Genomic DNA, 23491 nt, shown 5'->3' with positions numbered 1-23491 from the left:
ATGAACAGCCCCAGCCTGCCCGCCGTCGAACGACTCGACGTGCAAGCCTTCATCAATGCCCAGCCGCTTTCGCCGTACCAATGGCGGATCGTCCTGCTGTGCTTCCTGATCGTCTTCCTCGATGGCCTCGACACCGCCGCGATGGGCTTCATCGCTCCGGCGCTGACCCAGGACTGGGGCATCGACCGCGCCAGCCTCGGGCCGGTGATGAGCGCCGCGCTGATCGGCATGGTCTTCGGCGCCCTCGGCTCCGGACCGCTGGCCGACCGCTACGGACGCAAGCTGGTATTGGTCGCGGCGGTCTTCCTCTTCGGCCTGTTCAGCCTGGCCTCGGCCTACAGCACCAACGTCGAGCAACTGCTGGCGCTGCGCTTCCTCACCGGCCTCGGCCTCGGCGCGGCGATGCCCAACGCCACCACCCTGCTTTCCGAATACACCCCCGAGCGCCTCAAGTCGCTGCTGGTGACCAGCATGTTCTGTGGCTTCAACCTGGGCATGGCCTGCGGCGGATTCGTCTCGGCGAAGCTGATCCCGCTGTTCGGCTGGCACAGCCTGCTGCTGCTCGGCGGCCTGCTACCGCTGGTCCTGGCGGTAGTCCTGCTGTTCCGCCTGCCGGAATCGGCGCGCTACCTGGTGGTGCGCAACCGCGGCAGCGAGCGGGTACGCCAGGTGCTGGCCCCCATCGCCCCGGCGCAGGTGGCGCTGGCACGGAGTTTCCACGTCCCCGAGCAGCAGACGGTGCAGGCCCGCAACGTGTTCGCGGTGATCTTTTCCGGTACCTACAGCGCCGGCACCCTGCTGCTCTGGCTGACCTACTTCATGGGCCTGGTGATCGTCTACCTGCTCACCAGCTGGCTGCCGACCCTGATGCGCGATAGCGGCGCGAGCCTGGAGCAGGCGGCGTTCATCGGCGCGCTGTTCCAGTTCGGCGGGGTGCTCAGCGCCGTAGCGGTGGGCTGGGCGATGGATCGCTTCAACCCGCACAAGGTGATCGGCCTGTTCTACCTGCTGGCGGGGGTGTTCGCCTGGTGCGTCGGCCAGAGCCTCGGCCAGGTCACCCTGCTGGCGACCCTGGTGCTGCTGGCCGGCATGTGCATCAACGGCGCGCAGTCGGCGATGCCGTCGCTGGCGGCGCGCTTCTATCCGACCCAGGGGCGGGCCACGGGGGTCTCCTGGATGCTCGGTATCGGCCGCTTCGGCGCCATCCTCGGCGCCTGGATCGGCGCCACCCTGCTGGGCCTGGGCTGGAACTTCGAACAGGTGCTGACCGCCCTGGTGCTGCCGGCTGCACTGGCCACCGCCGCGGTGCTGCTGAAGGGGTTGGTCAGTCACGCGGATGCGGGGTGAAGCTGCCCCATCGCGTAGGGCGAATAACCGCTTGCGGTTATCCGCCGTCGGGCTTCGGTGTATCGGCGGATAACGCCGGTGGCGTTATTCGCCCTACCCCAGGGGGCGGCATCGCGTAAGGCGAATAACCGCTTGCGGTTATCCGCCTCCGGGCTTCGGTGTATCGGCGGATAACGCCGATGGCGTTATTCGCCCTACCCCAAGGGTAGGCATCGCGTAGGACGCATAACCGCTTGCGGTTATCCGCCGCCGGGCTTCGGTGTATCGGCGGATAACGCCGATGGCATTATTCGCCCTACCCCAGGGGGCGGCATCGCGTAAGGCGAATAACCGCTCGCGGTTATCCGCCGCCGGGCTTCGGTGTATCGGCGGATAACGCCGGTGGCGTTATTCGCCCTACCCCAGGGGTCGGCATCGCGTAGGGCGCATAACCGCTTGCGGTTATCCGCCGCCGGGCTTCGGTGTATCGGCGGATAACGCCGGTGGCGTTATCCGCCCCACCCCAGGGTTGGCGGCATCGCGTAGGGCGACGGCGCTTCGCTTCAGAAGGTGAATTCCACGTTCAACGTCGGCGTCGAGGTGCGGCTGCCGGTGCCACCGTCGACGCCGAACTTGTTGTGCCAATACTCGTAGCCGACGCCGAGCCACAGGTTCGGCTGGCGCTTGTCGCCTGGCAGGGCGGCGACCATCAGGGCGGTGCGGACCAGGGTTTCCGCCGCGGTGTCCTTGTCGTTGTAGTCCTCGCCCTTCTCTCCCACGTAGTTGACGAAGCCCTGGAACTTCGCCGCATGGTTGCCGACCTTGAACGGCCGCATCCAGGTCAGGTTGAGCATGTAGGTGGTGTCGAAGGTGTGGTCGGGATGGCGCGCGCCGGGCACGCCGAAGTGGTTCTTCTCGCGGTAGTAGAGCAGGCTCAGGTCGAGCACGCCGGGACCGTTGAACTTGAGGGTCGGGCCGAACACCAGGGCGCGCTTCTTGGCCGAAGCCAGGTTGTTGTTGCGGCTGGCGTCGAAGCCCAGGGTGAAGGCGTAGTCCTTGACCAGGCCGGTGCCCAGCGGCCGGTCGAACACCCGCGAAGCGTAGAGCTGGTGGCGGTAGACCGCATAGACTTCGCTGCCACCATGGTCGGTGCCCTTGCGCGGGTCGCGGTTGTCGGAAAGGAACACATCGAGATTGAAGAAATTGCTGCCGTAGCGATAGCCGTCGGCGTGGGTGAAGCTGTAGATGCGCTTGGCGAACTTGTCCGGGTTGTTCGGGTTGGTGAATTGCTGGCCGTAACGGAAACCGACGCTGTTGCTCATCCATTCCAGCGCCATGCTCTCCCCGGCGCCGACGAGCGCGATCAGGGCGGCGGCGCCCTGCATCATCTTCTTCATGCTGTGTGTCCTGCTGGTTGCTTGTTGTTCTTGTGGCGACTCAGCCCCCGGTTTCGCGCCGGGGTCGCGGGGCAGTATCGGCACTTCGCCGCGCTGACCAAAGAACAGAATATCGAACATACCGATGCCGAAACGGCATCAGCGAACAAGCAAGCTCGGGCAAGCCGTCTGGCATCGGCGCGAGCGCCGCTCAGGCCTCGTTCAGGCGCGCTTCCTCGCGCTCGCGCAGGCGCACTTCCTCGGCGATCTGCCGGGCCAGGGCGTCCACCGCCACCGGCAGGTAACGGCCGGTGCGCACGTAGAGGCCGAGGTCGCTGTGGATGCCGCCATTGTCTTTCAGCGGCAGGAAACGCAGCTCGCCCTGGGCGATGTCGGCCTCGATCCCCAGGCGGGTCTGGAAGGCGACGCCGAGCCCGCGCCGCGCCAGTTGTCGCGACAGCTCCAGGGAGCTGCTCTCCAGCACCGCCCGGCGCGGTTCGCGCAAACGGCGCTGGAGCGGCGCCAGCAGGTGATGGATGGACAGCTCGCTCTTGGCCATGATCAGGCCATGTTCGACGCAATCGGCGAAGGCGATGGCCTGGTGTCGCGCCAACGGATGCTGCGGGGAGACGATGGCACCGAGGCGGAAATGGCCGACGCTGACCTGTTGCAGGTCGGCGCTGCGCGGCAGGGCGAAGGCCAGGCCGAGGTCGACCGCGCCACTGCTCACCGCCTCGGGTATCGCCTGGGAACCGAGCAGGGTGACGCCGACGGTGATGTCCGGGTAGCGTTCGCGCATCGCCTTGAGCACGCAGGGCAGCAGGTCGCTGGTCACCGCTTCGATGGTGGCGATCTCCACATGGCCGGTGCGCAGGCCTTGCAGCGCGTCCAGTTCGGAACGCACGCGCTCCATGTCCTGCAGGACCACGGTGACGTGGCGCGCGAAGATCTCCCCGGCTCCGGTCAGGCGCAGGCCGCCGGGCAGGCGGTCGAACAGCGGCGCGCCGATCTCGTCCTCCAGCTTGAGGATCTGCCGGTTCACCGCCGACGAGGCGACGTTCAGGCGCCGCGCGGCTTCGCGGATCGAATGGCAGCGGCGAACCATGTCGAAGTAGTGGATCGCGGGCGCGTGGATATGCAGCTTGCGGCTCATGGCGGACCGAAGGGATGACGGAGCTGTCGACCTTCCGGGAAACGCCGGCGATTGGCAAGGGGAAGCGCCGCCTTGCCGGCCCACGCGCAGGACGGATAACCGCCGTTGGCCCTCGGGGTATCGGCGGATAACGCCTGCGACGCCATTCGCCCTACCGCTAGCGCCGCCGGCGACCTACCGGGACGCCTGCTGCGACTCCACGCCAAGCTCGTCCCACACCGATTCGGCGAGGTGGAAGGTCGCGTTGGCCGCGGGAATACCGCAGTAGATGGCGCTCTGCATGATCACTTCCTTGATCTCGTCGCGGCTCACCCCGTTGTTCTTCGCCGCGCGCAGATGCAGCTTGAGTTCCTCGTTGCGGTTCATGCCGATCAGCATGGCGATGGTGACCAGGCTGCGGGTGTGTCGCGGCAGCCCCGGACGGGTCCAGATGTCGCCCCAGGCGTGGCGGGTGATCATTTCCTGGAACTCTTCGTTGAACGGCGTCAGGTTGGCCAGGCTGCGCTCGACATGGGCGTCGCCGAGCACCGCGCGGCGCACTTGCATGCCGGCTTCGTAGCGTTGTTTCTCGTCCATCGGCGGCTCCTCAGGCGGACAGCAGGAAATCGACCAGGCGGCGGCTGAAGGCGTCGCCCGCTTCGACGTTGGACAGGTGCGCGGCGGCGAACTCGACCAACTGCGCGTCGGCGATGCGCGCCTGCATGAAGCGGGCGTTGTCCGGAGTGGTCACGGCATCGTGGCTGCCGGCGACGATCAGCGTCGGCGCCTGGACCAGCCCGAGCTGCTCGCGGAAATCGGCGTCGCGTACCGCAGCGCAGTTGGCCGCGTAGCCCTGCGGCGAGGTGGCCGCGAGCATCGCGACGATGCGCTCGACCTGCGCCGGTTCGCGCTCGGCGAAGCCCGCGGTGAACCAGCGCGCCACCGAGGCGTCGCGCAGGTCACGCATGGCCTGCTCGCCGCCTTTCAGGACGGTATCGATGCGGGTGTTCCAGACCTCGTCGCTGGCAATCTTCGCCGCGGTGTTGCACAGCACCAGCCGGCCGAGCCGCTCGCCGGCGTGGATGCCCAGCCACTGGCCGATCAGGCCGCCCATGGACAGCCCGCAGAAATGCACGCGCGGCAGCTCGAGGGCATCGAGCAGGGCAAGCACGTCGGCGCCGAGCTGGCCGATGGCGTACGGTCCGGGGGTGACCAGCGAGGCGCCGTGGCCGCGGGTGTCGTAGCGCAGCACGCGGAAATGGGCGGTGAGTGCGGGGATCTGCGTGTCCCACATGCCCAGGTCGGTGCCCAGCGAGTTTGACAACAGCAGGACCGGCGCGCCGGCCGGTCCTTCCAGGGAGTAGTTCAGGTCGCCGTCGGCGAGGCGTACGGTTGGCACGAAGGGATCTCCAGTCAGGCGGGATGGGGTTCGAAGCCCAGGGCATGGTGTTCGGCGAGCGCGCGCTCGACCCAGGCGCGGGCCTGGCCGAGGTAATGGGCGGGATCGAGCAGGCGGTCCAGTTCGTCGCCGGACAACTCGGCGCTCACCCGCGCCTCTTCGCCGAGCACCGCGCGCAACTCGCGGCGCTGCTCGACGGCGCGGCGGCAGCACTGTTCCACCAGATGGTGCGCGGCTTCGCGGCCGATACGGCGGGCCAGGGCGATGCTCACCGCCTCGGCGAGCACCAGGCCGTGGGTCAGGCCAAGGTTGCGGCGCATCCGCTGGGCGTCCACCTCCAGGCCTTCGAGCAGGCCGATCGCCTGTTGCAGCGCGCCGGCAACCAGGCAACAGAGTTCCGGCAGGGTTTCCCACTCGGCGTGCCAGAGACCGAGGCTGCGCTCGTGTTCCTGCGGCATCGCCGCGAACAGGGTCGAGACCAGCCCCGGCGCACGGGTGGCGGCGGCGATCAGCACCGCGCTGCTCACCGGGTTGCGCTTGTGCGGCATGGTCGAGGAACCGCCGCGCCCGGCGCCGGCCGGCTCGAAGACCTCGCCGGCCTCGGTCTGCATCAGCAGGCTGACATCGCGACCGAACTTGCCGAGGCTACCGGCCACCAGGCCGAGCACGCTGGCGAATTCCACCAGGCGGTCGCGCTGGGTGTGCCAGGGTTGTTCGGGCAAAGCCAGGCCCAGCTCCTCGGCCAGCGCCGCGGCCACCGGCAGGGCCTGTTCGCCGAGCGCGGCGAGCGTCCCCGAGGCGCCGCCGAATTGCAGCACCAGCAGGCGCGGGCGCAACTCGCGCAGGCGCTGGCGGTGCCGGGTCAAGGCACCGAGCAGGCCGGCGAGCTTCATGCCCAGGGTCACCGGGGTGGCGTGCTGCAACCAGGTGCGCCCGGCCAGCGGCGTGTCGGCATGCCGTTCGGCCTGGTCCGCCAAGACCTCGGCAAGACGTTGCAGATCCTGCTCGAGCAAGGCCAGCGCACGGCGCAGTTGCAGCACCAGGCCGCTGTCCATGGCGTCCTGGCTGGTGGCGCCGAGATGCACGTAGCGCTCGGCCTCGGCGTCGCCAGCCGCCACCTGGCGGCCCAGCGCCTTGACCAGCGGGATCGCCGAGTTGCCGGCAGTGGCGACCGCCTCGGCCAGCGCCAGCGGGTCGTACAGTTCGGCGCGGCAGGCCGCCTCGATCGGCGCCACCGCCGTCGCGGGAACCACCTCGGTGCGCGCCTCGGCGCGGGCCAGGGCGGCCTCGAAGTCGAGCATGCCTTGCAGGCGGCCGCGGTCGGAGAACACCGCGCGCATCGGCGCCGCCATGAAATAGGCATCGAACAACTGGTTGGCGGGTATGTCGCTCATCGGTTTTCCTTTTCCCGGCCCGTCAGGGCTCGTCGTTCAGGTAGCTGACCTTGCGCAGGTCCGGCAGGCTCACGCAGACCAGCAGCGCCAGCAGGCACATGGCTGAAACATACCAGTAGAAGACGTTCTCCATCCCTACCGACTTCAGCCCCAGGGCGACGTACTCGGCCGAGCCGCCGAAGATCGCGTTGCCCACCGCGTAGGACACTCCGACGCCGAGGGCGCGCACCTCCGGCGGGAACATCTCGGCCTTGATCAGGCCGCTGATGGAGGTGTACAGGCTGACGATGGCCAGCGCCAGGATGATCAGGAAGAAGGCCATGTAGGGACTGCTCACGGTCTTCAGCGCGAGCAGGATCGGCAGGGTGCAGAGCGTGCCCAGGGTGCCGAACCAGAGCATCGAGGTCTTGCGCCCGATGCGATCGGAAAGCATGCCGAACAGCGGTTGCATCAGCATGTACGCCAGCAGGGCGAAGGTCATCACCGCGCTGGCGGTCTTGGCGCTCATCCCGGCGGTGTTGACCAGGTACTTCTGCATGTAGGTGGTGAAGGTGTAGAAGATCAGCGAGCCGCCGGCGGTGAAGCCGAGCACGGTGAAGAAGGCCCGCTTGTGCTTGAACAGCTCGGCGAAGGTGCCGGATTCCTTGCGCTCCAGGGTCGACTTCGAAGCGGTCTCGTTCAGCGAGCGCCGCAGCCAGAGGGCGATCACCGCGGTGATCGCGCCGATCACGAAGGGAATGCGCCAGCCCCAGGCGCGCAGTTCGTCTTCGCTCAGCAACTGCTGCAGGATCACCACCACCAGCACCGCCAGCAACTGTCCGCCGATCAGGGTGACGTACTGGAACGAGGCGAAGAAGCCGCGCTGGCCCTTGAGCGCCACCTCGCTCATGTAGGTCGCGCTGGTGCCGTACTCGCCGCCCACCGACAGGCCCTGGAACATCCGCGCCAGCAACAGCAGCGCCGGCGCCAGGGTGCCGATGCTGGCGTAGGTGGGCATGCAGGCGATCGCCAGGGAGCCGGCGCACATCATCACCACCGAGATCAGCATGGCGGTCTTGCGCCCGTGCTTGTCGGCGATGCGGCCGAACATCCAGCCGCCGATGGGGCGCATGAGGAAGCCGGCGGCGAAGACCCCGGCGGTGTTCAGCAACTGCACCGTGGGGTTGTCGGAGGGGAAGAAGGCCGGTGCGAAGTAGATCGCGCAGAAGGCGTAGACGTAGAAGTCGAACCATTCCACGAGGTTGCCGGAGGAGGCGCCGACGATGGCGAAGATGCGCTTGCGGCGTTCTTCGTTGCTGTACTGGTGAACAGGGGCAGTCATGCTGTTGTTCTCTCGACAGGGTCCGTTTCATCCTGACCGTGCGACGGAGCGTCCTGTTCCGCTGCACACGCGCCGCGCCGCCGCCGAAACATGGGCAGCGCCGCGCGACGCGCGCTCTTGATACCGGGCGGGCGACCCGGTTGTGCCAGTCAGACCCGCTCGATGGCCAGCGCCAGGCCTTGGCCGACGCCTACGCACATGGTCGCCAGGCCGCGCCGGCCGCCGCTCTTCTCAAGTTGATGGAGCGCGGTGAGGACCAGCCGCGCACCGCTCATCCCCAGCGGGTGGCCGAGGGCGATGGCACCGCCGTTCGGGTTGACCTTCTCACTGTCGTCGGCCACGCCCAGTTCGCGCAGGCAGGCCAGGCCCTGGCTGGCGAAGGCTTCGTTGAGTTCGATCACGTCGAAGGCGTCGATCGCCAGGTCCAGGCGCCGCAGCAGCTTGCGCACCGCCGGCACCGGGCCGATGCCCATGATCCGTGGGGCGACGCCGGCGCTGGCCATGCCCAGCACCCGCGCGCGCGGAGTCAGGCCGTGCTTCTCCACTGCCTCGGCGGAGGCCAGGACCAGCGCGGCGGCGCCGTCGTTGACCCCGGACGCGTTGCCGGCGGTGACGGTCTTCTCCGGCCCGTTGACCGGCTTGAGCCGGGCCAGCGCCTCCAGGGTGGTGTCGGGACGCGGATGCTCGTCGTGCTCGACCAGGGTGTCGCCCTTGCGCCCGCGAATCGTCACCGGGACGATTTCCTCGGCGAAGAAACCGGCCTCCTGCGCCCTGCCGGCGCGCTGCTGGCTGCGCAGGGCGAAGGCATCCTGGTCGGCACGCGACACGCGATAGTCGTCGGCGACGTTGTCGGCGGTCTGCGGCATCGGGTCGATGCCGTACTGCTCCTTCATCAGCGGATTGACGAAGCGCCAGCCGATGGTGGTGTCCTCGATCTTCTGGCCGCGCCCGAAGGCGCTATCGGCCTTGCCCATCACGTACGGCGCGCGCGACATCGACTCGACGCCGCCGGCGATGGCCAGCTCCATCTCGCCGCAGGCGATGGCGCGGAACGCCGTGCCGATGGCGTCCATCCCCGAGGCGCAGAGGCGGTTGAGGGTGACGCCGGGCACGCTCTCCGGCAAACCGGCCAGCAGCAGCGCCATGCGCGCCACGTTACGGTTGTCCTCGCCGGCCTGGTTGGCGCAGCCGAGGAACACCTCGTCCAACGCCGACCAGTCGACCCCCGGGTTGCGCTCGACCAGGGCCTTCAGCGGCACCGCCGCGAGGTCGTCGGCGCGCACCGCGGAAAGACTGCCGCCGAAACGGCCGATCGGCGTGCGCACGGCATCGCAGATGAATACCTCGCGGCTCATTCGTCGCTCCCCTTCTGTCCATGGGCGGCCGCGGTGCGCGCCTCGAGGTCGCGCAGCGCGGCGAGTTCGACCTCGCTCGGCGCGGGCGTCTCGGCGACCCGCTCGGCGAAGCGGATCGCCCAGCCGGTGGCCTCGACCACCTGCTCGCGGGTCACGCCCGGATGCAGCGAAGTGACCACGAACTCGTTGCTGCCGGCTTCCGGCTCCATGATGCACAGGTCGGTGATGATCGCCACCGGCCCCTTGCCCGGCAGGCCCAGGCGCTGGCGCGAGTCGCCGCCCTCGCCATGGCCGACCGAGGTGACGAAGGCCAGCTTGTCGACGAAGGTGCGGTGCGACTGCTTGAGGATGATCAGCACTTCCTTGGCGCTGCCGGCGATTTCCGGCGCGCCGCCGGCTCCCGGCAGGCGCACCTTGGGCTGACGGTAGTCGCCGATCACGGTGGTGTTGATGTTGCCGAAGCGGTCGACCTGGGCCGCGCCGAGGAAGCCGACGTCGATCCGTCCGCCCTGCAGCCAGTAGCGGAAGATCTCGCCGGTGGGGACCACGGTATCGGCGGTCTCGGCCAACTCGCCGTCGCCGATGGACAGCGGCAGGACGCTGGGCTTGGCGCCGATCGGCCCGGACTCGTAGATCAGCACGACGTCCGGCGAGGAAGTCAGGCGCGCCAGGTTGGCGGCCTTCGACGGCAGGCCGATGCCGACGAAGCACACCGCGCCGTTGTGCAGGCGGCGGGCGGCGGCCACGGTCATCATCTCGTTGGTGCTGTAGCTGCTCATCGCTTGCCCTCCGCGAGCTTGGCCTGGAAGGCCCCGAAATCCTCGGTCCCCCGGATGTATTCGTCGATCCACGCGGTGAAGCTTTCGCGGTCGCGGGCGATCGGGTCCCAGTCCTGGTAGAAGCGGTTGTCGCGCTCGTAGTAGCCGTGGGCATAGGACGGATGCGCGCCGCCGGGCACCAGGCACACGGCGCTGAGCGCCCAGCTCGGCAGGACGCAGGCGTTCATCGGGGCGTCCAGTTCGTCGACGATCTCCTCGACGGTGACGATGCAGCGCTTCGCCGCCAGGGCCGCTTCCTTCTGCACGCCGAGGATGCCCCAGAGCAGCACGTTGCCCTTGCGGTCGGCCTTCTGCGCGTGGATCACGCTGACGTCCGGACGCACCGAGGGCACCGCCGCCAGCACTTCGCCGGTGAACGGGCAGGTGACGCTGCGGATCAGCGGGTTGACCTTCGGCAGGTCGGAGCCGGCGTAGGCGCGCAGCACCGCGAAGGGCAGCCCGGAGGCGCCGGCGACATAGGCGTTGGCGAGGTCGGCGTGGCTGTGTTCCTCGATCTCCAGCGGTTGCGGCCAGCCCTTCTCCACCGCGTCGCGCAGGCGGTGCAGCGAACCGACGCCGGGGTTGCCGCCCCAGGAGAACACCAGCTTCTTCGCGCAGCCTGCACCGATCAGCAGGTCGTAGACCAGGTCGGGAGTCATGCGGATCAGCGTCAGGTCTTTCCTGCCCTGGCGGATCAGCTCGTGGCCGGCGGCCGTCGGGATCAGGTGAGTGAAGCCTTCGAGGGCGACGCTGTCGCCATCGTGGACGAAGCGTCGCACCGCTTCGCGCAGGGAGAGGATTTCAGCCATCGGTCGGGTCTCGTCTTGTTGTGCGCTGCCTGGACGGCACGTGACGAGAACCTTACGCCGGGGTCCGAGGGCTCACAATCCGATAATCGATTAACAGTTCGATAATCGAACAGAACGTTAGCAAGCATCCGATCGACCGAAGCCGCCGCCTCATTCGTCGCTGTGGATCACCACCAGCAATTCCGCCTGGGTCTCCCCCAGGGAGCGGATGCGGTGCGGCTTCTGTGCGTTGAAATGCAGGGCGTCGCCGCGCTCGAGGATGATCCGCTGGTTCATGAAGTCGACCTCGACCTGGCCCTCATGGACGAAGATGAACTCTTCGCCGAGGTGCTCCTTGAACGTCGAGTGACTGAAATCGCGCGGGGGGTGGACGATGAACGGCAACAGCGCGCGGGCGCCGATCTGCTGCGCGAGGGAGGCGTAGGCCGGGCCGTCGTCGCCGCTGGACAGCGACTTGCGCTGGTCGCGACGAACGATGCTGTAGCCGTCGACACCGTCGCTTTCCTCGGAGAACAGCTCCTCCACCTGCACGTTCAACGCCTTCGCCAGCTTCAGCGCGGCGGCAATGGACGGCGTGTTCAGCCCGCGCTCGACCTTGGACAGGTAGCTCTTGGTCAGGCCGGTCTTCTCGGCCAGGGTCTCCAGCGTGACCCCGAGTTTTTTTCTCAGCAATTTCAAGCGCATGGACATTGAGGACAGCCTTCTCCCGATGGCGATGAAACTTTTCTCTTGCTAATAACACTTTGTGTCATATAACTTGATCCGTGTCATTTACAGCCGGGTCGTTGCGTGGCGCGCAACTGCCTGGCGTTTCCCCCGACTCGCTCCGTCAAAGGAACCTCGCATGGCTACGACACTGGAATTACCCAAGGATCAACTGATCCAGCACGCGCTGAAGCAGATGAAAAGCAGCCTCGGCGATAATACGTGGACTGACCGGCAAAAGCTGGCCCTGACCTGCCGGATTCTCTTCGAGGCCGGCCACGACTCCGGGCTCGCCGGGCAGATCACCTCGCGCGGCCCGGAGGCGGGGACCTACTACACCCAGCAACTGGGCCTGGGCTTCGACGAGATCAGCGCCGGCAACCTGCTGCTGGTCGACGAAGACCTCAACGTCCTCCACGGGCACGGCATGGCGAATCCGGCCAATCGCTTCCACAGCTGGGTCTATCGCGCCCGCCCGGACGTCAACTGCATCATCCACACCCACCCGCTGCACATCGCCGCGCTGTCGACCCTGGAAGTACCGCTGCAGGTCTCGCACATGGACCTTTGCCCGCTATACGAAGACTGCGCCTTCCTCAAGGACTGGCCGGGCGTGCCGGTAGGCAACGAGGAAGGCGAGATCATCTCCGCCGCCCTCGGCGACAAGCGCGCCATCCTGCTCTCCCATCACGGCCTGCTGGCCACCGGTGCGAGCATCGAGGAGGCCTGCGTGATCGCGGTGCTGCTCGAGCGCGCGGCGAAGATGCAGTTGCTGGCGATGGCCGCCGGGGAGATCAAGCCGATCCCGCCGGCCCTGGCGCGCGAGGCCCACGACTGGATCTCCACCCCGAAGCGCCACGGCGCCGCATTCAACTACTACGCCCGGCGCTGCCTGCCGCGCAACAGCGACTGCCTGAGCTGAACGACCTTTCCCACCAGGTCCGTCCTGGCATTTCCCACTCAATGTCACGGGTACATCCAATGTCCGCATCCATCCACGGCATCATCGGCTACACCATCACCCCCTTCGCCGCCGACGGCGGTCTCGACCTGCCGGCTCTCGGCCGCTCCATCGAGCGCCTGATCGACGGCGGCGTGCACGCCATCGCCCCGCTCGGCAGCACCGGCGAAGGCGCCTACCTGAGCGACCCGGAATGGGACGAGGTGGTCGACTTCACCCTGAAGACCGTCGCCCATCGCGTGCCGACCATCGTCAGCGTCTCCGACCTGACCACCGCCAAGACCGTGCGCCGCGCGCAGTTCGCCGAATCCCTCGGCGCCGAGGCGGTGATGGTCCTGCCGATCTCCTACTGGAAGCTCAACGAGGCGGAAGTGTTCCAGCACTACCGCGCGGTGGGCGAAGCCATCGGCGTGCCGGTGATGCTCTACAACAACCCGGGCACCAGCGGCATCGACATGTCGGTGGAACTGATCCTGCGCATCGTCCGCGAAGTGGACAACGTGACCATGGTCAAGGAGAGCACCGGCGACATCCAGCGCATGCACAAGCTGCGCCTGCTCGGCGAAGGCCGGGTGCCCTTCTACAACGGCTGCAACCCGCTGGCGCTGGAGGCCTTCGTGGCCGGCGCGAAAGGCTGGTGCAGCGCCGCGCCGAACCTGATCCCGACGCTCAACGGCCAGCTCTACCAGGCGGTGCTCGACGGCGACCTGGAGAAGGCCCGCGCGCTGTTCTACCGGCAGTTGCCGCTGCTCGACTTCATCCTCCGCCGGGGCCTGCCGACCACCATCAAGGCCGGCCTGGGCCTCTCCGGCCTGGAGGTGGGGGCGCCGCGCCTTCCGGTGCAGGCGCTGGATACCGAGGGCTGTCGGTATCTGCAGGGGTTGTTGGAAGAGCTGCGCTGATCACCCCGTCAGCGCTTTGACCCGACGGGCCCGGACGACTTGGGGCCCGTCGTTTTTTTTGCCGACGCGCAGCGCGCTCAGCGCGCCGCCCAGGCATTGAAACGCTGTTCCAGCTCCTCGCCGTGGTCCACCCAGAACTCGGCATCCACCGCCCGCGCGCCTTCGAGGTTGGCCGGCGCGGTCGGCAGCGCCTCCTGCACCGTCTTCGGCAGCAACGCCAGGGTGCCCTTGTGTACCGGCCCGTAGGGGATCTGCTCGGAGAACACCTTCTGCGTCTGCGGCTGGCTGGCGAAGGCGATGAATTTCTCCGCCAGCGCCTTGTTCGGCGTGCCCTTCACCACCGCCCAGTACTCCGGATCGTAGAGACTGCCGGGCCAGACGATGGCCAGTTTCACCCCCTCCTTCTGCGCAGCGGCGATGCGCCCGTTGTAGGCCGCGCTCATCACCACGTCGCCGGCCGCCAGCCATTGCGGCGGCTGGGCGCCGGCCTCCCACCACTGGATGTTCGGCTTGAGCTGGTCGAGCTTGGCGAAGGCGCGGCTGACCCCCTCCGGGGTGGCAAGTACCTTGTAGAGGTCCTCCGCCTTCACCCCGTCGGCCAGCAACGCCACTTCCAGGGTGTACTTGGCGCCCTTGCGCAGGCCACGCTTGCCGGGGAACTCGCGGACGTTCCAGAAATCCGCCCAGGACTGCGGCGCCCTGGCCAGCTTCGTCGAGTCGTAGGCCATCACCATCGACCAGACGTAGGTGGCCACCCCGCACTCGCTGAAAGTGCCGGGGACGAACTGCGCGGGGTCGCCGAAACGCGCCGGGTCGAGGCGTTCGAACAGCCCCTCGTCGCAGCCGCGGAGCAGTTCGGGGCTCTCCACCTCGACCACGTCCCAGCTGACCTTGCCGACGTCGACCATGGCCTTCACCTTGGCCATTTCGCCGTTGTATTCGCCGGCGACCACCTGCCCGCCGCCGCTTCGCTCGAAGGGTTTGAAATAGGCCTGTTCCTGGGCGGCCTTGGTCGCGCCGCCGAAGGAGATCACCGTCAGGCTCTGGCTCTGCGCCTGGGCCGCCGCGGCGAACGCCAGGCCGAACAGGGACAACCGGGAAAACACGTGTGCGTACTGGTGCAAGGACTTGAACATGGAACACTCCCACAGCCGATTGGCATTGTTGTGATGTTGCTGAGGCAGTTGCCGGCCAGAGGCCGAAACGGTTCCGCGCGCGGTCGCCAGGCGCCGCATCGTCGTTATGGGGGGACGCTCCGTGTCGCAGGCGACCCGGCCGAGGCCGGGCCGCCGGGGCGCGTCAGAGCACGCCGATCTCGCGCGCGGTGCGATCCACCGCGATACGGGTCTTGTCGATCAGTTCGTCGATCTCGGCACGCCCGGCCACCAGCGCCGGGGCCATGATCATGCGGCCGAGGGTGGAGCGGATGATCACGCCCTCCTCGAAGCCGATGGTGCGGCAGCGCCAGGCCAGATCGTTCTCGTTGGCGAAGCGCTTGCGGGTCGCCTTGTCCTCGGCGAACTGCAGCGCGGCGACGAAGCCGGCGCCCTGGACCTCGCCGACCAGCGGATGGTCGCCGAAGACCTCGCGCAGGCAGCGTTGCAGGTAGGGTCCGGTCTCCTCCCTGACCCGCGTGACCACGCCCTCGTCGCGCAGCGCCTTGAGGTTGGCGATGGCCACCGCCGCCGCCACCGGGTGGCCGGAATAGGTCAGGCCGTGGGCGAACACCCCGCCCTGCTCCACCAGCACCTCGGCGATGCGCTTGCCGAGTACCAGGCCGCCCATGGGGATGTAGCCGGACGTCAGGCCCTTGGCGATGGACAGGGTGTCCGGCTGGAAGCCGAAGTGTTCGTGGGCGAACCATTCGCCGGTGCGGCCGAAGCCGCCGATCACTTCGTCGGCGCACAGCAGCACGTCGTACTGCCGGCAGATGCGCTGGATCTCCGGCCAATAGCTTTGCGGCGGGAAGATCATGCCGCCGGCGCCCTGGAAGGGCTCGGCGACGAAGGCGGCGACGTTCTCCGCGCCCAGTTCGAGGATCTTCTCCTCCAGTTGCAGCGCCGCGCGGCGACCGAACTCGGCCGGGCTCAGCTCGCCGCCGTTGGCGTACCAGTAGGGTTCGTCGATGTGGGCGAAGTCCGGCAGCATGCCGCCCATCTCGTGCATGAACTTCATCCCGCCGAGCGCGGTGCTGCCCAGGGTCGAGCCGTGGTAGCCGTTCCAGCGGCCGATCATGATCTTCTTCTGCGGCTTGCCGAGGATCTGCCAGTAGCGCCGCACGGTACGGATCAGCACCTCGTTGGCCTCGGAGCCGGAGTTGGTGTAGATCGCGTGGCTGTAGTGGTCCGGCAGCAGGCTGAAGAGCATCTCGGAAAGCTCCACCACCGCCGGGTGGGTGGTGTGGAAGAACATGTTGTAGTACGGCAGTTGTTCCAGCTGGCGGCTGGCGGCGGCGGCGAGGTCCTGGCGGCCGTAGCCCAGGTTGGTGCACCAGAGGCCGGACATGCCGTCCAGGTAACGCTTGCCGTCATTGTCCCAGAGCTGCAGGCCATCGCCGCGGACCATCACCCGCGGGCCTTCGCGGTTCAGCGCCTTCTGGTCGAGGAAGGCGTGGATGTGGTGCGCGGCGTCCAGTTGCTGGTAGTCGCGGGTGTCGCGCTGCGGGTTGAGCTGAGCGGTCATCGTCTGTGTTCTCCTTGTTCCCTTGGCGCGTCAGGCCGAAGGGGATTGCAGGGGATCGAGGGCGACGGACTTGCCCTGGGCAGTCTCACCGGCCGTCTCGAGCGGTTCGGGTACGAAGAGGGGCTTGCGCATCACGCCCTTGATCCACACCACCGCCACCAGCGAGACCACGCCGAGCACCACGCCGGCGCTGGCGAAGATCCGTCCGGTCATTTCCGGGGTCGGCGAGACGTGGACCACCGCGTAGATCATCCCGGCGATGCCGAACAGTTGCGGCAGCGGGTAGAACGGCGTGCGGAACGGGCGGGCGATGTGCGGATAGCGACGGCGCAGGGCCAGCACGTCGACGTGGGCGATGATGTAGGCCAGCAGCCAGGCCAGCGCGGCGGCGAGCAGCAGCAGGTTGATCGAGTCCGGGTCCTGACCGAGGATCAGGATCGGCAGGCCGGTGATCGCGGCGACGAACAGCACCGCCACCCAGGGCGTGCGCGCCCGCCGGCTGAGCTGCTTGAATTGCGGGAAGGCCTGGCCGTTCTGCGCCATCCCGTAGAGCATCCGCGGGATCGCCGCCAGCGACGAGTTGAGGGTGCTGCAGGTGGCGGTGATCGCGGCGATCACCAGGAACAGCTGGCCGTACTCGCCGAACACGCGGTTGGCGAAGAGGAAGTGTGGCAGCGGGTCGCCGGCCAGTTCCGCCTGCGGGATGCACAGCAGCGCACCGAAGCAGTAGAGGGCGATGGTCAGGAAGATGATGCTCAGGCCGAGGATCATCGAACGCGGGATGTTGCGCTCCGGACGCCGCGTCTCCTCCACCAGCGGGCAGACGAACTCGGCGCCGACGAAGCCCCACACGGCCATCGCGGTGAGCGCCAGGGCGCTTACCCCCAGCGGGTTCCAGCCGCTCGCCAGGGCGGTCTGCGCGGAAGCGTGGTCGCTGCTCACCGCACCCAGGCCGAGCACCAGCAGGACGATCATCATCAGCAGCGCCAGCGCGCTCTGCAGGCGCGCGAAGATGTCGATGCCGAGCAGGTTGAGCAGGGTGAACAGGCCGAGCACGCCGTAGGCCACCAGCATCGGCGGCAGCGCGCCGGGGTAGACCTTGCCGATGATCAGGTCGAGCAGCAGCAGTTCCGCCGAGAGGGCGAACATCGCCACCACCACGTAGCCGGAAAAGGTCGCCAGGATCGCCGGGAAATGCCCGATGGCCACCTCGGTGTAGCTGCTCAGGCTACCGGCGCGGGGAATCATCAGGGCCAGCTCGGAAAAGGAAAAGGCGTAGCTCAGCGCCAGCAGGTAGGCCACTCCCAGCGGCACGATGAAGCCGAGGCCGGCCGTCCCGGCGCCTTGCAGCATCAGTACCATCACGCCCTGGGAAACCACCAGGCCGATGGCCACCGCCAGCAGCGGTCCCAGCCCGAGCACGCGGCGCAGGGCCGGCTCACGCACGTTCGGCGTGTCGTTCATTCGATCGTCCTCTTGTTGTCGTTATCGGCATCGAGTCGTGTCGCGTCCGTCGCGTCTTCAGCGCAACTGGAACCAGGTCGTCTTCAACTGGGTGTACTTGTCGAAGGAATGCAGCGACAGGTCGCGACCGAAGCCGGACTGCTTGCCGCCGCCGAAAGGCACCGCGACGTCCAGCGCGTCCACGGTATTCACCGACACCGTTCCGGCATTCAAGCGCCGCGCCACCCGGTGCGCACGGTGCAGGTCGTCGCTCCACAGCGAGGCGGCGAGGCCGTAGCGGCTGTCGTTGGCCAGGCGGATGGCCTCGTCCTCGGAGTCGAAGGCGCTGATCGCCAGCACCGGACCGAAGATTTCCTCGCGGGCCAGCTGCATGTCCGGGCGTACGTCGCCGAACAGGGTCGGTTCGATGAAGTTGTCCGAACCGTTGATCGTCAACTGGCGACCACCGCCGAGCAGGGTCGCGCCCTCGCCTTGCGCCCGCTCGATGGCGGCAAGGATCCCGGCGGTCTGCCGGCGGTCGACGATGGCGCCGGCGCGGCTGGCCGGGTCCAGCGGATCGCCCGGCTGCCAGTCGCGGGCCTTGGCCAGCAGGCGCTCGACGAACTCGTCGTGGATCGAACGCTCCACCAGCAAGCGCGAGTTCGCCGAACAGACCTCGCCCTGGTTGAAGAAAATGCCGAAGGCGGCCTTCTCCGCCGCCAGGTCGAGATCGCGGCAATCGGCGAACACCAGGTTCGGACTCTTGCCGCCGCACTCCAGCCAGACCTGCTTGAGGTTGGATTGCGCGGAATACCGCATGAAGTACTTACCGACCTCGGTGGAGCCGGTGAACACCAGTGCGTCCACCTCCGGGTGCAGGCCGAGGGCCTTGCCTGCCTGCTCGCCGAGGCCCGGCACCACGTTCAGCACGCCTTCCGGCACCCCCGCCTCCAGGGCCAGCTCGGCCAGGCGCAGGGCGGAGAACGGCGACTGCTCGGCCGGCTTGAGCACCACCGAGTTGCCGGCGGCCAGGGCCGGGGCGAGCTTCCAGGCGGCCATGTCGAGCGGGAAGTTCCACGGCACCACCGCGCCGATCACCCCCAGCGGCACGCGGGTAATGGTGGCCAGGGCCTGCTGGGCGGTCGGCGCGACCTGGTCGTAGAGCTTGTCGAGGCTTTCCGCATACCAGGCGAAGACGTGGGCGGCGCCGGGCACATCGATGTTCCAGGCGTCCATCACCGGCTTGCCCATGTTCAGCGAGTCGAGCAGCGCCAGCTCTTCGCGATGGGCCAGCATCAGCTCGGCCAGGCGCAGCAGCACGCGCTTGCGCTCGACCGGGGCGAGACGCGCCCAGGGGCCTTCGTCGAAGGCGCGGCGGGCGGCGGCCACTGCCGCGTCGACGTCGGCCGCATCGCAGGCCGCGACCCGCGCCAGCAGGCGATTGCTCGCCGGATCGATGGCGTCGAAGGTAGCGCCGCTGGCGGCCGGACGCTGGCGGCCGCCGATCAGGGCCTGGTCGATGAAGCGCTGTGTCGCGGCGCGCCGTTGCCAATCGCTGAGTTCGAACACCCCACCTTCTCCTTGTTATCTCGCCGGTCTGCGCCGGTCGTGGTTCTGCACGCATGGCCCGGACCGCCGGGAGGCGGACCGCTGTCCATGGGGTCGATGGGGAAGGATGGTCGCGCAAGCCGCGGCGAAGGAAAATTATTAAAAATGTCCTCGGGACATAAGAAAAAGCTGGCCAGGCGTGCCCCGGCAAAGTGCGTCGTGCTGGGTTATCGTGCAGGCGGGCAATCGTCGTCGCGGCCAGCGCCGCGACGCTCGGCAGCGGCCTGCAACTTGCTTGCAGCGCGGCGGACACAACAATCGAGGCGCGCACTCCCGGCCCGGGGAGGATGATGCGCCGATGAGGTCTTGCAGTGGCGTCCTATACCTTGCGGCAACTCAAGTATTTCGTGACCACCGTGGAATGCGGCAGCGTGGCCGAGGCCTCGCGCAAGCTGTACATCGCCCAGCCGTCGATCTCCACGGCGGTGAAGGGTCTGGAGGAAAGCTTCGGCGTGCAGCTGTTCATCCGCCACCACGCCCAGGGCGTGTCGCTGACCCCCGCCGGCGCGCGCTTCTACCGCAAGGCGCAGGAACTGCTGCGGATGGCCCACGAGTTCGAGCAGAACGCCCTGGCCGACAACGACGTGATCGCCGGGCAGATCGACATCGGCTGCTTCGAGACGGTCGCCCCGCTCTACCTGCCGGGCCTGATCGCCGGCTTTCGCCAGGCCTATCCGGGGGTGGAGATCCGCATACGCGACGGAGAGCAGCAGGAACTGGTGCAAGGCCTCACCTCCGGGCGCTTCGACCTGGCCTTCCTCTACGAGCACGACCTCGACTCGACCATCGAGACCGAGCCGCTGATGCCGCCGCAACGACCCCACGCGCTGCTCCCCGAAGGGCACCGCTTCGCCGGGCAGGCGCAAGTGTCGCTGCGCGACCTGTGCCTGGAACCGATGATCCTGCTCGACGTGCAGCCCAGCCGCACCTATTTCGTCAGCCTGTTCGAGGAACTCGGCCTGACGCCGAACATCGCCTTCAGCTCGCCGTCCATCGAGATGGTGCGCGGCATGGTCGGCCAGGGCTTCGGCTTCTCCCTGCTGGTCACCCGCCCGCATTCGGAATGCACCTACGACGGCAAGAAGGTGGTCATGGTCGACCTCGCCGAGCCGGTGTCCACCTCCGGGCTCGCCGCCGCCTGGCTGAAACGCGCGCAACTGACCAAGCCGGCACGATTGTTCGTCGACTACTGCCGGGAGCAACTGGGCAAGCTTGCCGAGCGCCGGCACTGACCCTCAGCTTTCCGACATTCCAAGAGGAACTTTCTTTCTGACAAAGACGAATCCGATGACTGTGGCAAAAAGCCTCCGTTGCTAGGGTGGCCGGCGCTCCGGACCACCCCGGTCCGGCAGTCCGGCAGCGCCCAGGGATCGATGGACATTCGGGCCTGCCGCCTCATCGATGAATCATCATGGAGAGTCAGATGAAGAAGTTCCTGTTGCCCGCCCTGCTGTTCGCCGCGGCCTCGCTGACCGGCTGCGCCAGCTACAACGTCAGCCAGCCCATCGCCCCGGTGGCCGGCGCGGTGAAAACCGACCTCAAGGCCGACGTCGCCGTCGGCGAGCCGATCAGCGGAGACTCCTCGGTCAATATCCTGTTCGGCTTCCTCAAGTTCGGCGGCGACAGCCAGTTCGCCGACGGCGTCACCTACGGCGCAGAAAGCGGCTCGGGCCTGAGCCTCGGCGCCTTCGACCCGGTGTCCTCGGCCAAGGCCGCCGCCGCGTTCAAGGCGGTGAAGAACTCCAATGCCGACCTGATCGTGGCGCCGCGCTACGAGGTTTCGGTGAACGACTACTTCCTGTTCAAGAAGGTCGACGTCAAGGTCACCGGCAGCAAGGGCACCATCCGCTCCATCCGCTGAGTTCCGTTAGCCTATCGGCGGCTCAGGCTGCCGAAGCGGGATTCCATCCGGTCAGTGCAACTCCGCCTTCCCCAAGGCGTTTCCAGGCCGTCATGCTCCGCCACGCGCTAGGACATGACGGCCCTTTTTACCCCTCCCGCGCCGCCTCAGGCACAATCCCCCGACGCCACCGGCCAGGGGAACGCGGATGCTGATCGACGAAGAAATCACCCTCAAGAAGCTGGAAACCTTCCTCGCCTTCATGCGCACCGGCAACCTGGCGCGCGCGGCGGCGGAACTGGGCACCAGCAACGTCAGTGTGCACCGCGCCATCCACTCGCTGGAAAGCGCCCTGCGCTGCCCGCTGTTCAAGCACGAGGGACGCAACCTGACCCCGCTGGAAAGCGCCTACGTGCTCGAGGAGCGCGCGCAGAAGCTGGTCCAGGAGGTACTCGACACGGTGCGCCTGACCCGCGAGGCGGCCGGCTTCTCCGCCGAGCGTTTCAAGCTCGGCGCGCTCTATTCGCTGACGGTGAAGACCGTGCCGCAACTGATCATGGGCCTCAAGCTGCGACGCAGCGCGCTGAACATCGACCTGATCCTCGGCTCCAACGTCGATCTGTTCTACCAGCTGAAGAACATGGAGCTGGACGCCATCCTGGTGTCGCTCAACGACAGCGTCAGCGATCCCGACTGCGAGCACCTGCCGCTGTTCTCCGATGACATCTTCCTCGCCGTGCCGGTGGACTCGCCCTACGCCAGGCTCGCCGAGATCGATCTCAGCACCCTGCGCGACACGCCCTTCGTCACGCTCACCCAGGGCTTCGCCACCCATCAGGACGGCACCCGGGTGTTCCAGCAGGCCGGCTTCGAACCGCAGATCGCCATGCAGGTGAACGACATATTCACCCTCCTCAGCATGGTCAGCTCGGGGGTCGGCCATGCGCTGCTGCCCAAACGCATCGAGGCGGTCTACGAGAACCGCGTGCGGCTGATCCCGCTGCAACCGCGCTATCGCCTGCAGCAGCACATCGGCGTGGTGTTCCTCAAGGCCAAGGAGCGCGACCCGAACCTGCTGGCGTTGCTCGCGGAGTGCCGGATGTACAGCCTGCGCCTGGAGCAGGAGGCGGCGGGATAGCGGACGGAAGTCCACATTACCGCTGGCCCGCTGACCTCTCCCCAACCCTCGCCCTTCAGGGAGAGGGTGCCCGGACGAGCCCGCTCACCCAACCAGGCCGCGCACGCTGAAATACAGCAGCGACGGCCCCAGCAGGCAACCGATGGCGGTATAGAACGCCGCGGTCAGGCAACCGTAGGGCACCAGCTTCGGGTCGGTGGCGGCGAGGCCGCCGGCGACGCCGCTGGAGGTGCCCATGAGACCACCGAAGATCACCGCCGTACGTGGATTGTTCAGGCCGATGTAGGGCGCGACGAAAGGCGTCAGGACCATCACCAGGATCGCCTTCACCAACCCGGCGGCGATGCTCAGCGCCATCACCTCGGAGCTGGCCCCCAGGGCGGCGCCGGTCACCGGTCCGACGATGTAGGTGACCGCGCCGGCGCCGATGGTGGTCAGGCTGACCGCATCGGTATAGCCGAACGCCATGGCCACCGCGACCCCGGCGACGAACGACGAACCGACTCCGAGGAACAGCGACACCACCCCGGAAACCCCTGCCCGACGCAGTTCCTCGACATTCACCCCGAAGGCCGTGGCGACGATGGCGAAGTCGCGCAGCATGGCGCCACCCAGCAGGCCGATACCGGACATCAGGGGCACGTCCACCAATCCTTTCTGCCCGCCGGTGGCGACGCCGCCGACGTAGGACAGCACCAGGCCGAGGAAGATCGCGATCGCCGAGCCGTGCAGGCGCCCGCGGGTGAGGCGCGCCGACAACCAGTAGGACACCGCCATGGTCACGCCGATGATGGCGAAGCCGCTGATCAGGCCGTAGCCATTGATGACTTTGTTCAGGGACTCGAACATGGCGCTCACCCCTGCACGCTGGTGCGCGGTTTCAATGGCGGGGCGCCTTCGGCTTTCTTCCGGCCGAAGCGGTCGAGCAGCGGGACCAGGGCGAAGGCCACGGCGACCGCGGCGATGCCGGCGAGGATAGCGGCCGGCCCGCCGCTCAGCGCGCCGAGGACATTCTGCTGGGCGGCCATGGCGACCACGATGGGAATGTAGACCGCGCTCCAGAACTCCACGCCCTGCTCGGTCTTCGCCGAGAGCAGGCCACGCTTGCCCAGGTAGCTGCCGACGAAGATCAGCAGCAGCATGGCGATGCCGACGCCACCGACGTTGGCCGGCACGCCGAGCATCACGCCAAGGATCTCGCCGATGAACAGCCCGGCGAGGGTACACAGAGACAGCAGTGCGACACCGTAGATAATCATTATTGTTGTCCTCGGTTGCGGAT

The 23491-nt window shown here is 67.7% G+C and carries 22 protein-coding genes; 6 read left to right on the top strand and 16 right to left on the bottom strand.

Going from position 1 to position 23491, the window contains the following annotated elements; genetic code table 11:
- Positions 1-1347 (top strand): 4-hydroxybenzoate transporter PcaK, encoded by a 1347-nt coding sequence (locus ACM0M4_RS01365; RefSeq protein ID WP_003101875.1) that lies wholly within the window; start codon positions 1-3, stop codon positions 1345-1347.
- A gap of 542 nt (positions 1348-1889) precedes the next feature.
- Here ACM0M4_RS01365 and ACM0M4_RS01360 read toward each other — a convergent pair.
- The 10 genes from ACM0M4_RS01360 to ACM0M4_RS01315 all read right to left on the bottom strand — a co-directional run bounded on the left by ACM0M4_RS01360 (position 1890) and on the right by ACM0M4_RS01315 (position 11620).
- A complete protein-coding gene (locus ACM0M4_RS01360) occupies positions 1890-2723 on the bottom strand; it encodes a hypothetical protein (protein ID WP_054375678.1) in 834 nt (277 codons plus the stop codon).
- 190 nt (positions 2724-2913) lie between these two features.
- Positions 2914-3855, bottom strand: coding sequence for a LysR family transcriptional regulator (locus tag ACM0M4_RS01355; RefSeq protein WP_003084073.1), 942 nt, complete (start codon positions 3853-3855; stop codon positions 2914-2916).
- 174 nt (positions 3856-4029) lie between these two features.
- Positions 4030-4431 carry a 4-carboxymuconolactone decarboxylase gene (gene pcaC, locus ACM0M4_RS01350; protein ID WP_003084072.1) on the bottom strand — a complete coding sequence of 134 codons (402 nt, stop codon included), beginning with the start codon at positions 4429-4431 and terminating at the stop codon, positions 4030-4032.
- A 10-nt stretch (positions 4432-4441) separates the two neighbouring features.
- Entirely contained in the window at positions 4442-5233 is a 792-nt protein-coding gene (gene pcaD, locus ACM0M4_RS01345; protein WP_003084070.1) for a 3-oxoadipate enol-lactonase, read from the bottom strand.
- A gap of 14 nt (positions 5234-5247) precedes the next feature.
- Positions 5248-6627, bottom strand: a complete 1380-nt coding sequence (locus ACM0M4_RS01340; protein WP_023109543.1) for a 3-carboxy-cis,cis-muconate cycloisomerase — start codon at positions 6625-6627, stop codon at positions 5248-5250.
- Between the two features lie 22 nt (positions 6628-6649).
- Positions 6650-7948: an MFS family transporter gene (locus ACM0M4_RS01335; RefSeq protein ID WP_003101889.1), complete on the bottom strand. Its 1299-nt coding sequence runs from the start codon at positions 7946-7948 to the stop codon at positions 6650-6652.
- 149 nt (positions 7949-8097) lie between these two features.
- Positions 8098-9303 (bottom strand): 3-oxoadipyl-CoA thiolase, encoded by a 1206-nt coding sequence (gene pcaF / locus ACM0M4_RS01330; RefSeq protein ID WP_003101891.1) that lies wholly within the window; start codon positions 9301-9303, stop codon positions 8098-8100.
- The gene (locus ACM0M4_RS01325; protein WP_003084062.1) at positions 9300-10082 is read right to left on the bottom strand and encodes a CoA-transferase subunit beta; all 783 of its coding nucleotides are present in this window, start codon (positions 10080-10082) and stop codon (positions 9300-9302) included. The genes pcaF and ACM0M4_RS01325 overlap by 4 nt, the downstream gene beginning before the upstream one ends.
- Complete coding sequence (locus tag ACM0M4_RS01320; RefSeq protein ID WP_003084060.1) at positions 10079-10930, bottom strand: CoA transferase subunit A; 852 nt, start codon at positions 10928-10930, stop codon at positions 10079-10081. Before ACM0M4_RS01320 ends, ACM0M4_RS01325 begins: the two co-directional genes overlap by 4 nt.
- A 150-nt stretch (positions 10931-11080) precedes the next feature.
- Entirely contained in the window at positions 11081-11620 is a 540-nt protein-coding gene (locus ACM0M4_RS01315; RefSeq protein WP_003112674.1) for a helix-turn-helix domain-containing protein, read from the bottom strand.
- Between the two features lie 154 nt (positions 11621-11774).
- Between ACM0M4_RS01315 and ACM0M4_RS01310 the strand changes: the two genes are divergently transcribed.
- Together ACM0M4_RS01310 and ACM0M4_RS01305 are read left to right on the top strand one after the other, a co-directional pair.
- The gene (locus ACM0M4_RS01310) at positions 11775-12557 is read left to right on the top strand and encodes an aldolase (RefSeq protein ID WP_003101894.1); all 783 of its coding nucleotides are present in this window, start codon (positions 11775-11777) and stop codon (positions 12555-12557) included.
- A 59-nt stretch (positions 12558-12616) separates the two neighbouring features.
- Positions 12617-13498: a dihydrodipicolinate synthase family protein gene (locus ACM0M4_RS01305; protein WP_003101895.1), complete on the top strand. Its 882-nt coding sequence runs from the start codon at positions 12617-12619 to the stop codon at positions 13496-13498.
- A gap of 77 nt (positions 13499-13575) precedes the next feature.
- On the opposite strand, the gene ACM0M4_RS01300 is transcribed toward ACM0M4_RS01305, so the two are convergent.
- From ACM0M4_RS01300 to ACM0M4_RS01285, 4 genes are all read right to left on the bottom strand, one after another.
- Positions 13576-14634 carry an ABC transporter substrate-binding protein gene (locus ACM0M4_RS01300; protein ID WP_003101898.1) on the bottom strand — a complete coding sequence of 353 codons (1059 nt, stop codon included), beginning with the start codon at positions 14632-14634 and terminating at the stop codon, positions 13576-13578.
- A gap of 163 nt (positions 14635-14797) precedes the next feature.
- Positions 14798-16180 (bottom strand): aspartate aminotransferase family protein, encoded by a 1383-nt coding sequence (locus ACM0M4_RS01295; RefSeq protein WP_003101901.1) that lies wholly within the window; start codon positions 16178-16180, stop codon positions 14798-14800.
- Between the two features lie 30 nt (positions 16181-16210).
- A complete protein-coding gene (locus tag ACM0M4_RS01290) occupies positions 16211-17644 on the bottom strand; it encodes an APC family permease (protein ID WP_003084045.1) in 1434 nt (477 codons plus the stop codon).
- 57 nt (positions 17645-17701) lie between these two features.
- Positions 17702-19192 carry an aldehyde dehydrogenase gene (locus ACM0M4_RS01285; RefSeq protein WP_009875686.1) on the bottom strand — a complete coding sequence of 497 codons (1491 nt, stop codon included), beginning with the start codon at positions 19190-19192 and terminating at the stop codon, positions 17702-17704.
- Between the two features lie 350 nt (positions 19193-19542).
- Here ACM0M4_RS01285 and ACM0M4_RS01280 point away from each other — a divergent pair, with 350 nt between their 5' ends.
- The 3 genes from ACM0M4_RS01280 to ACM0M4_RS01270 all read left to right on the top strand — a co-directional run bounded on the left by ACM0M4_RS01280 (position 19543) and on the right by ACM0M4_RS01270 (position 22209).
- Positions 19543-20463, top strand: a complete 921-nt coding sequence (locus tag ACM0M4_RS01280; RefSeq protein ID WP_003084035.1) for a LysR substrate-binding domain-containing protein — start codon at positions 19543-19545, stop codon at positions 20461-20463.
- A gap of 191 nt (positions 20464-20654) precedes the next feature.
- Complete coding sequence (locus tag ACM0M4_RS01275; RefSeq protein WP_003101914.1) at positions 20655-21092, top strand: hypothetical protein; 438 nt, start codon at positions 20655-20657, stop codon at positions 21090-21092.
- 187 nt (positions 21093-21279) lie between these two features.
- Complete coding sequence (locus ACM0M4_RS01270) at positions 21280-22209, top strand: LysR family transcriptional regulator (RefSeq protein ID WP_003084019.1); 930 nt, start codon at positions 21280-21282, stop codon at positions 22207-22209.
- A gap of 84 nt (positions 22210-22293) precedes the next feature.
- On the opposite strand, the gene madM is transcribed toward ACM0M4_RS01270, so the two are convergent.
- Both madM and madL read right to left on the bottom strand, forming a co-directional pair.
- Positions 22294-23058: a malonate transporter subunit MadM gene (gene madM / locus ACM0M4_RS01265; RefSeq protein ID WP_003084016.1), complete on the bottom strand. Its 765-nt coding sequence runs from the start codon at positions 23056-23058 to the stop codon at positions 22294-22296.
- 5 nt (positions 23059-23063) lie between these two features.
- Positions 23064-23468 carry a malonate transporter subunit MadL gene (gene madL / locus ACM0M4_RS01260; protein WP_003161012.1) on the bottom strand — a complete coding sequence of 135 codons (405 nt, stop codon included), beginning with the start codon at positions 23466-23468 and terminating at the stop codon, positions 23064-23066.
- Positions 23469-23491 lie beyond the last annotated feature (23 nt).

It is taken from the genome of Pseudomonas sp. 18-147, from assembly GCF_051048045.1.
GTDB lineage: Bacteria > Pseudomonadota > Gammaproteobacteria > Pseudomonadales > Pseudomonadaceae > Pseudomonas > Pseudomonas aeruginosa.
The sequence above is the reverse complement of the archived record's forward strand: the minus strand, read 5'-3'. Positions and strand labels throughout refer to the sequence as shown.

Bases quoted from the DNA above. Each gene is read 5' to 3' on its own strand.
- ACM0M4_RS01305 (WP_003101895.1), top strand. From the start codon at position 12,617: ATGTCCGCATCCATCCACGGCATCATCGGCTACACCATCACCCCCTTC.
- ACM0M4_RS01300 (WP_003101898.1), bottom strand. From the start codon at position 14,634: ATGTTCAAGTCCTTGCACCAGTACGCACACGTGTTTTCCCGGTTGTCC.
- ACM0M4_RS01365 (WP_003101875.1), top strand. From the start codon at position 1: ATGAACAGCCCCAGCCTGCCCGCCGTCGAACGACTCGACGTGCAAGCC.
- ACM0M4_RS01315 (WP_003112674.1), bottom strand. From the start codon at position 11,620: ATGTCCATGCGCTTGAAATTGCTGAGAAAAAAACTCGGGGTCACGCTG.
- ACM0M4_RS01355 (WP_003084073.1), bottom strand. From the start codon at position 3,855: ATGAGCCGCAAGCTGCATATCCACGCGCCCGCGATCCACTACTTCGAC.
- madL (WP_003161012.1), bottom strand. From the start codon at position 23,468: ATGATTATCTACGGTGTCGCACTGCTGTCTCTGTGTACCCTCGCCGGG.
- ACM0M4_RS01320 (WP_003084060.1), bottom strand. From the start codon at position 10,930: ATGGCTGAAATCCTCTCCCTGCGCGAAGCGGTGCGACGCTTCGTCCAC.
- ACM0M4_RS01340 (WP_023109543.1), bottom strand. From the start codon at position 6,627: ATGAGCGACATACCCGCCAACCAGTTGTTCGATGCCTATTTCATGGCG.
- ACM0M4_RS01360 (WP_054375678.1), bottom strand. From the start codon at position 2,723: ATGAAGAAGATGATGCAGGGCGCCGCCGCCCTGATCGCGCTCGTCGGC.
- ACM0M4_RS01310 (WP_003101894.1), top strand. From the start codon at position 11,775: ATGGCTACGACACTGGAATTACCCAAGGATCAACTGATCCAGCACGCG.
- ACM0M4_RS01325 (WP_003084062.1), bottom strand. From the start codon at position 10,082: ATGAGCAGCTACAGCACCAACGAGATGATGACCGTGGCCGCCGCCCGC.
- ACM0M4_RS01295 (WP_003101901.1), bottom strand. From the start codon at position 16,180: ATGACCGCTCAGCTCAACCCGCAGCGCGACACCCGCGACTACCAGCAA.
- pcaF (WP_003101891.1), bottom strand. From the start codon at position 9,303: ATGAGCCGCGAGGTATTCATCTGCGATGCCGTGCGCACGCCGATCGGC.
- madM (WP_003084016.1), bottom strand. From the start codon at position 23,058: ATGTTCGAGTCCCTGAACAAAGTCATCAATGGCTACGGCCTGATCAGC.
- ACM0M4_RS01270 (WP_003084019.1), top strand. From the start codon at position 21,280: ATGCTGATCGACGAAGAAATCACCCTCAAGAAGCTGGAAACCTTCCTC.
- ACM0M4_RS01290 (WP_003084045.1), bottom strand. From the start codon at position 17,644: ATGAACGACACGCCGAACGTGCGTGAGCCGGCCCTGCGCCGCGTGCTC.
- ACM0M4_RS01335 (WP_003101889.1), bottom strand. From the start codon at position 7,948: ATGACTGCCCCTGTTCACCAGTACAGCAACGAAGAACGCCGCAAGCGC.
- ACM0M4_RS01275 (WP_003101914.1), top strand. From the start codon at position 20,655: ATGAAGAAGTTCCTGTTGCCCGCCCTGCTGTTCGCCGCGGCCTCGCTG.
- pcaC (WP_003084072.1), bottom strand. From the start codon at position 4,431: ATGGACGAGAAACAACGCTACGAAGCCGGCATGCAAGTGCGCCGCGCG.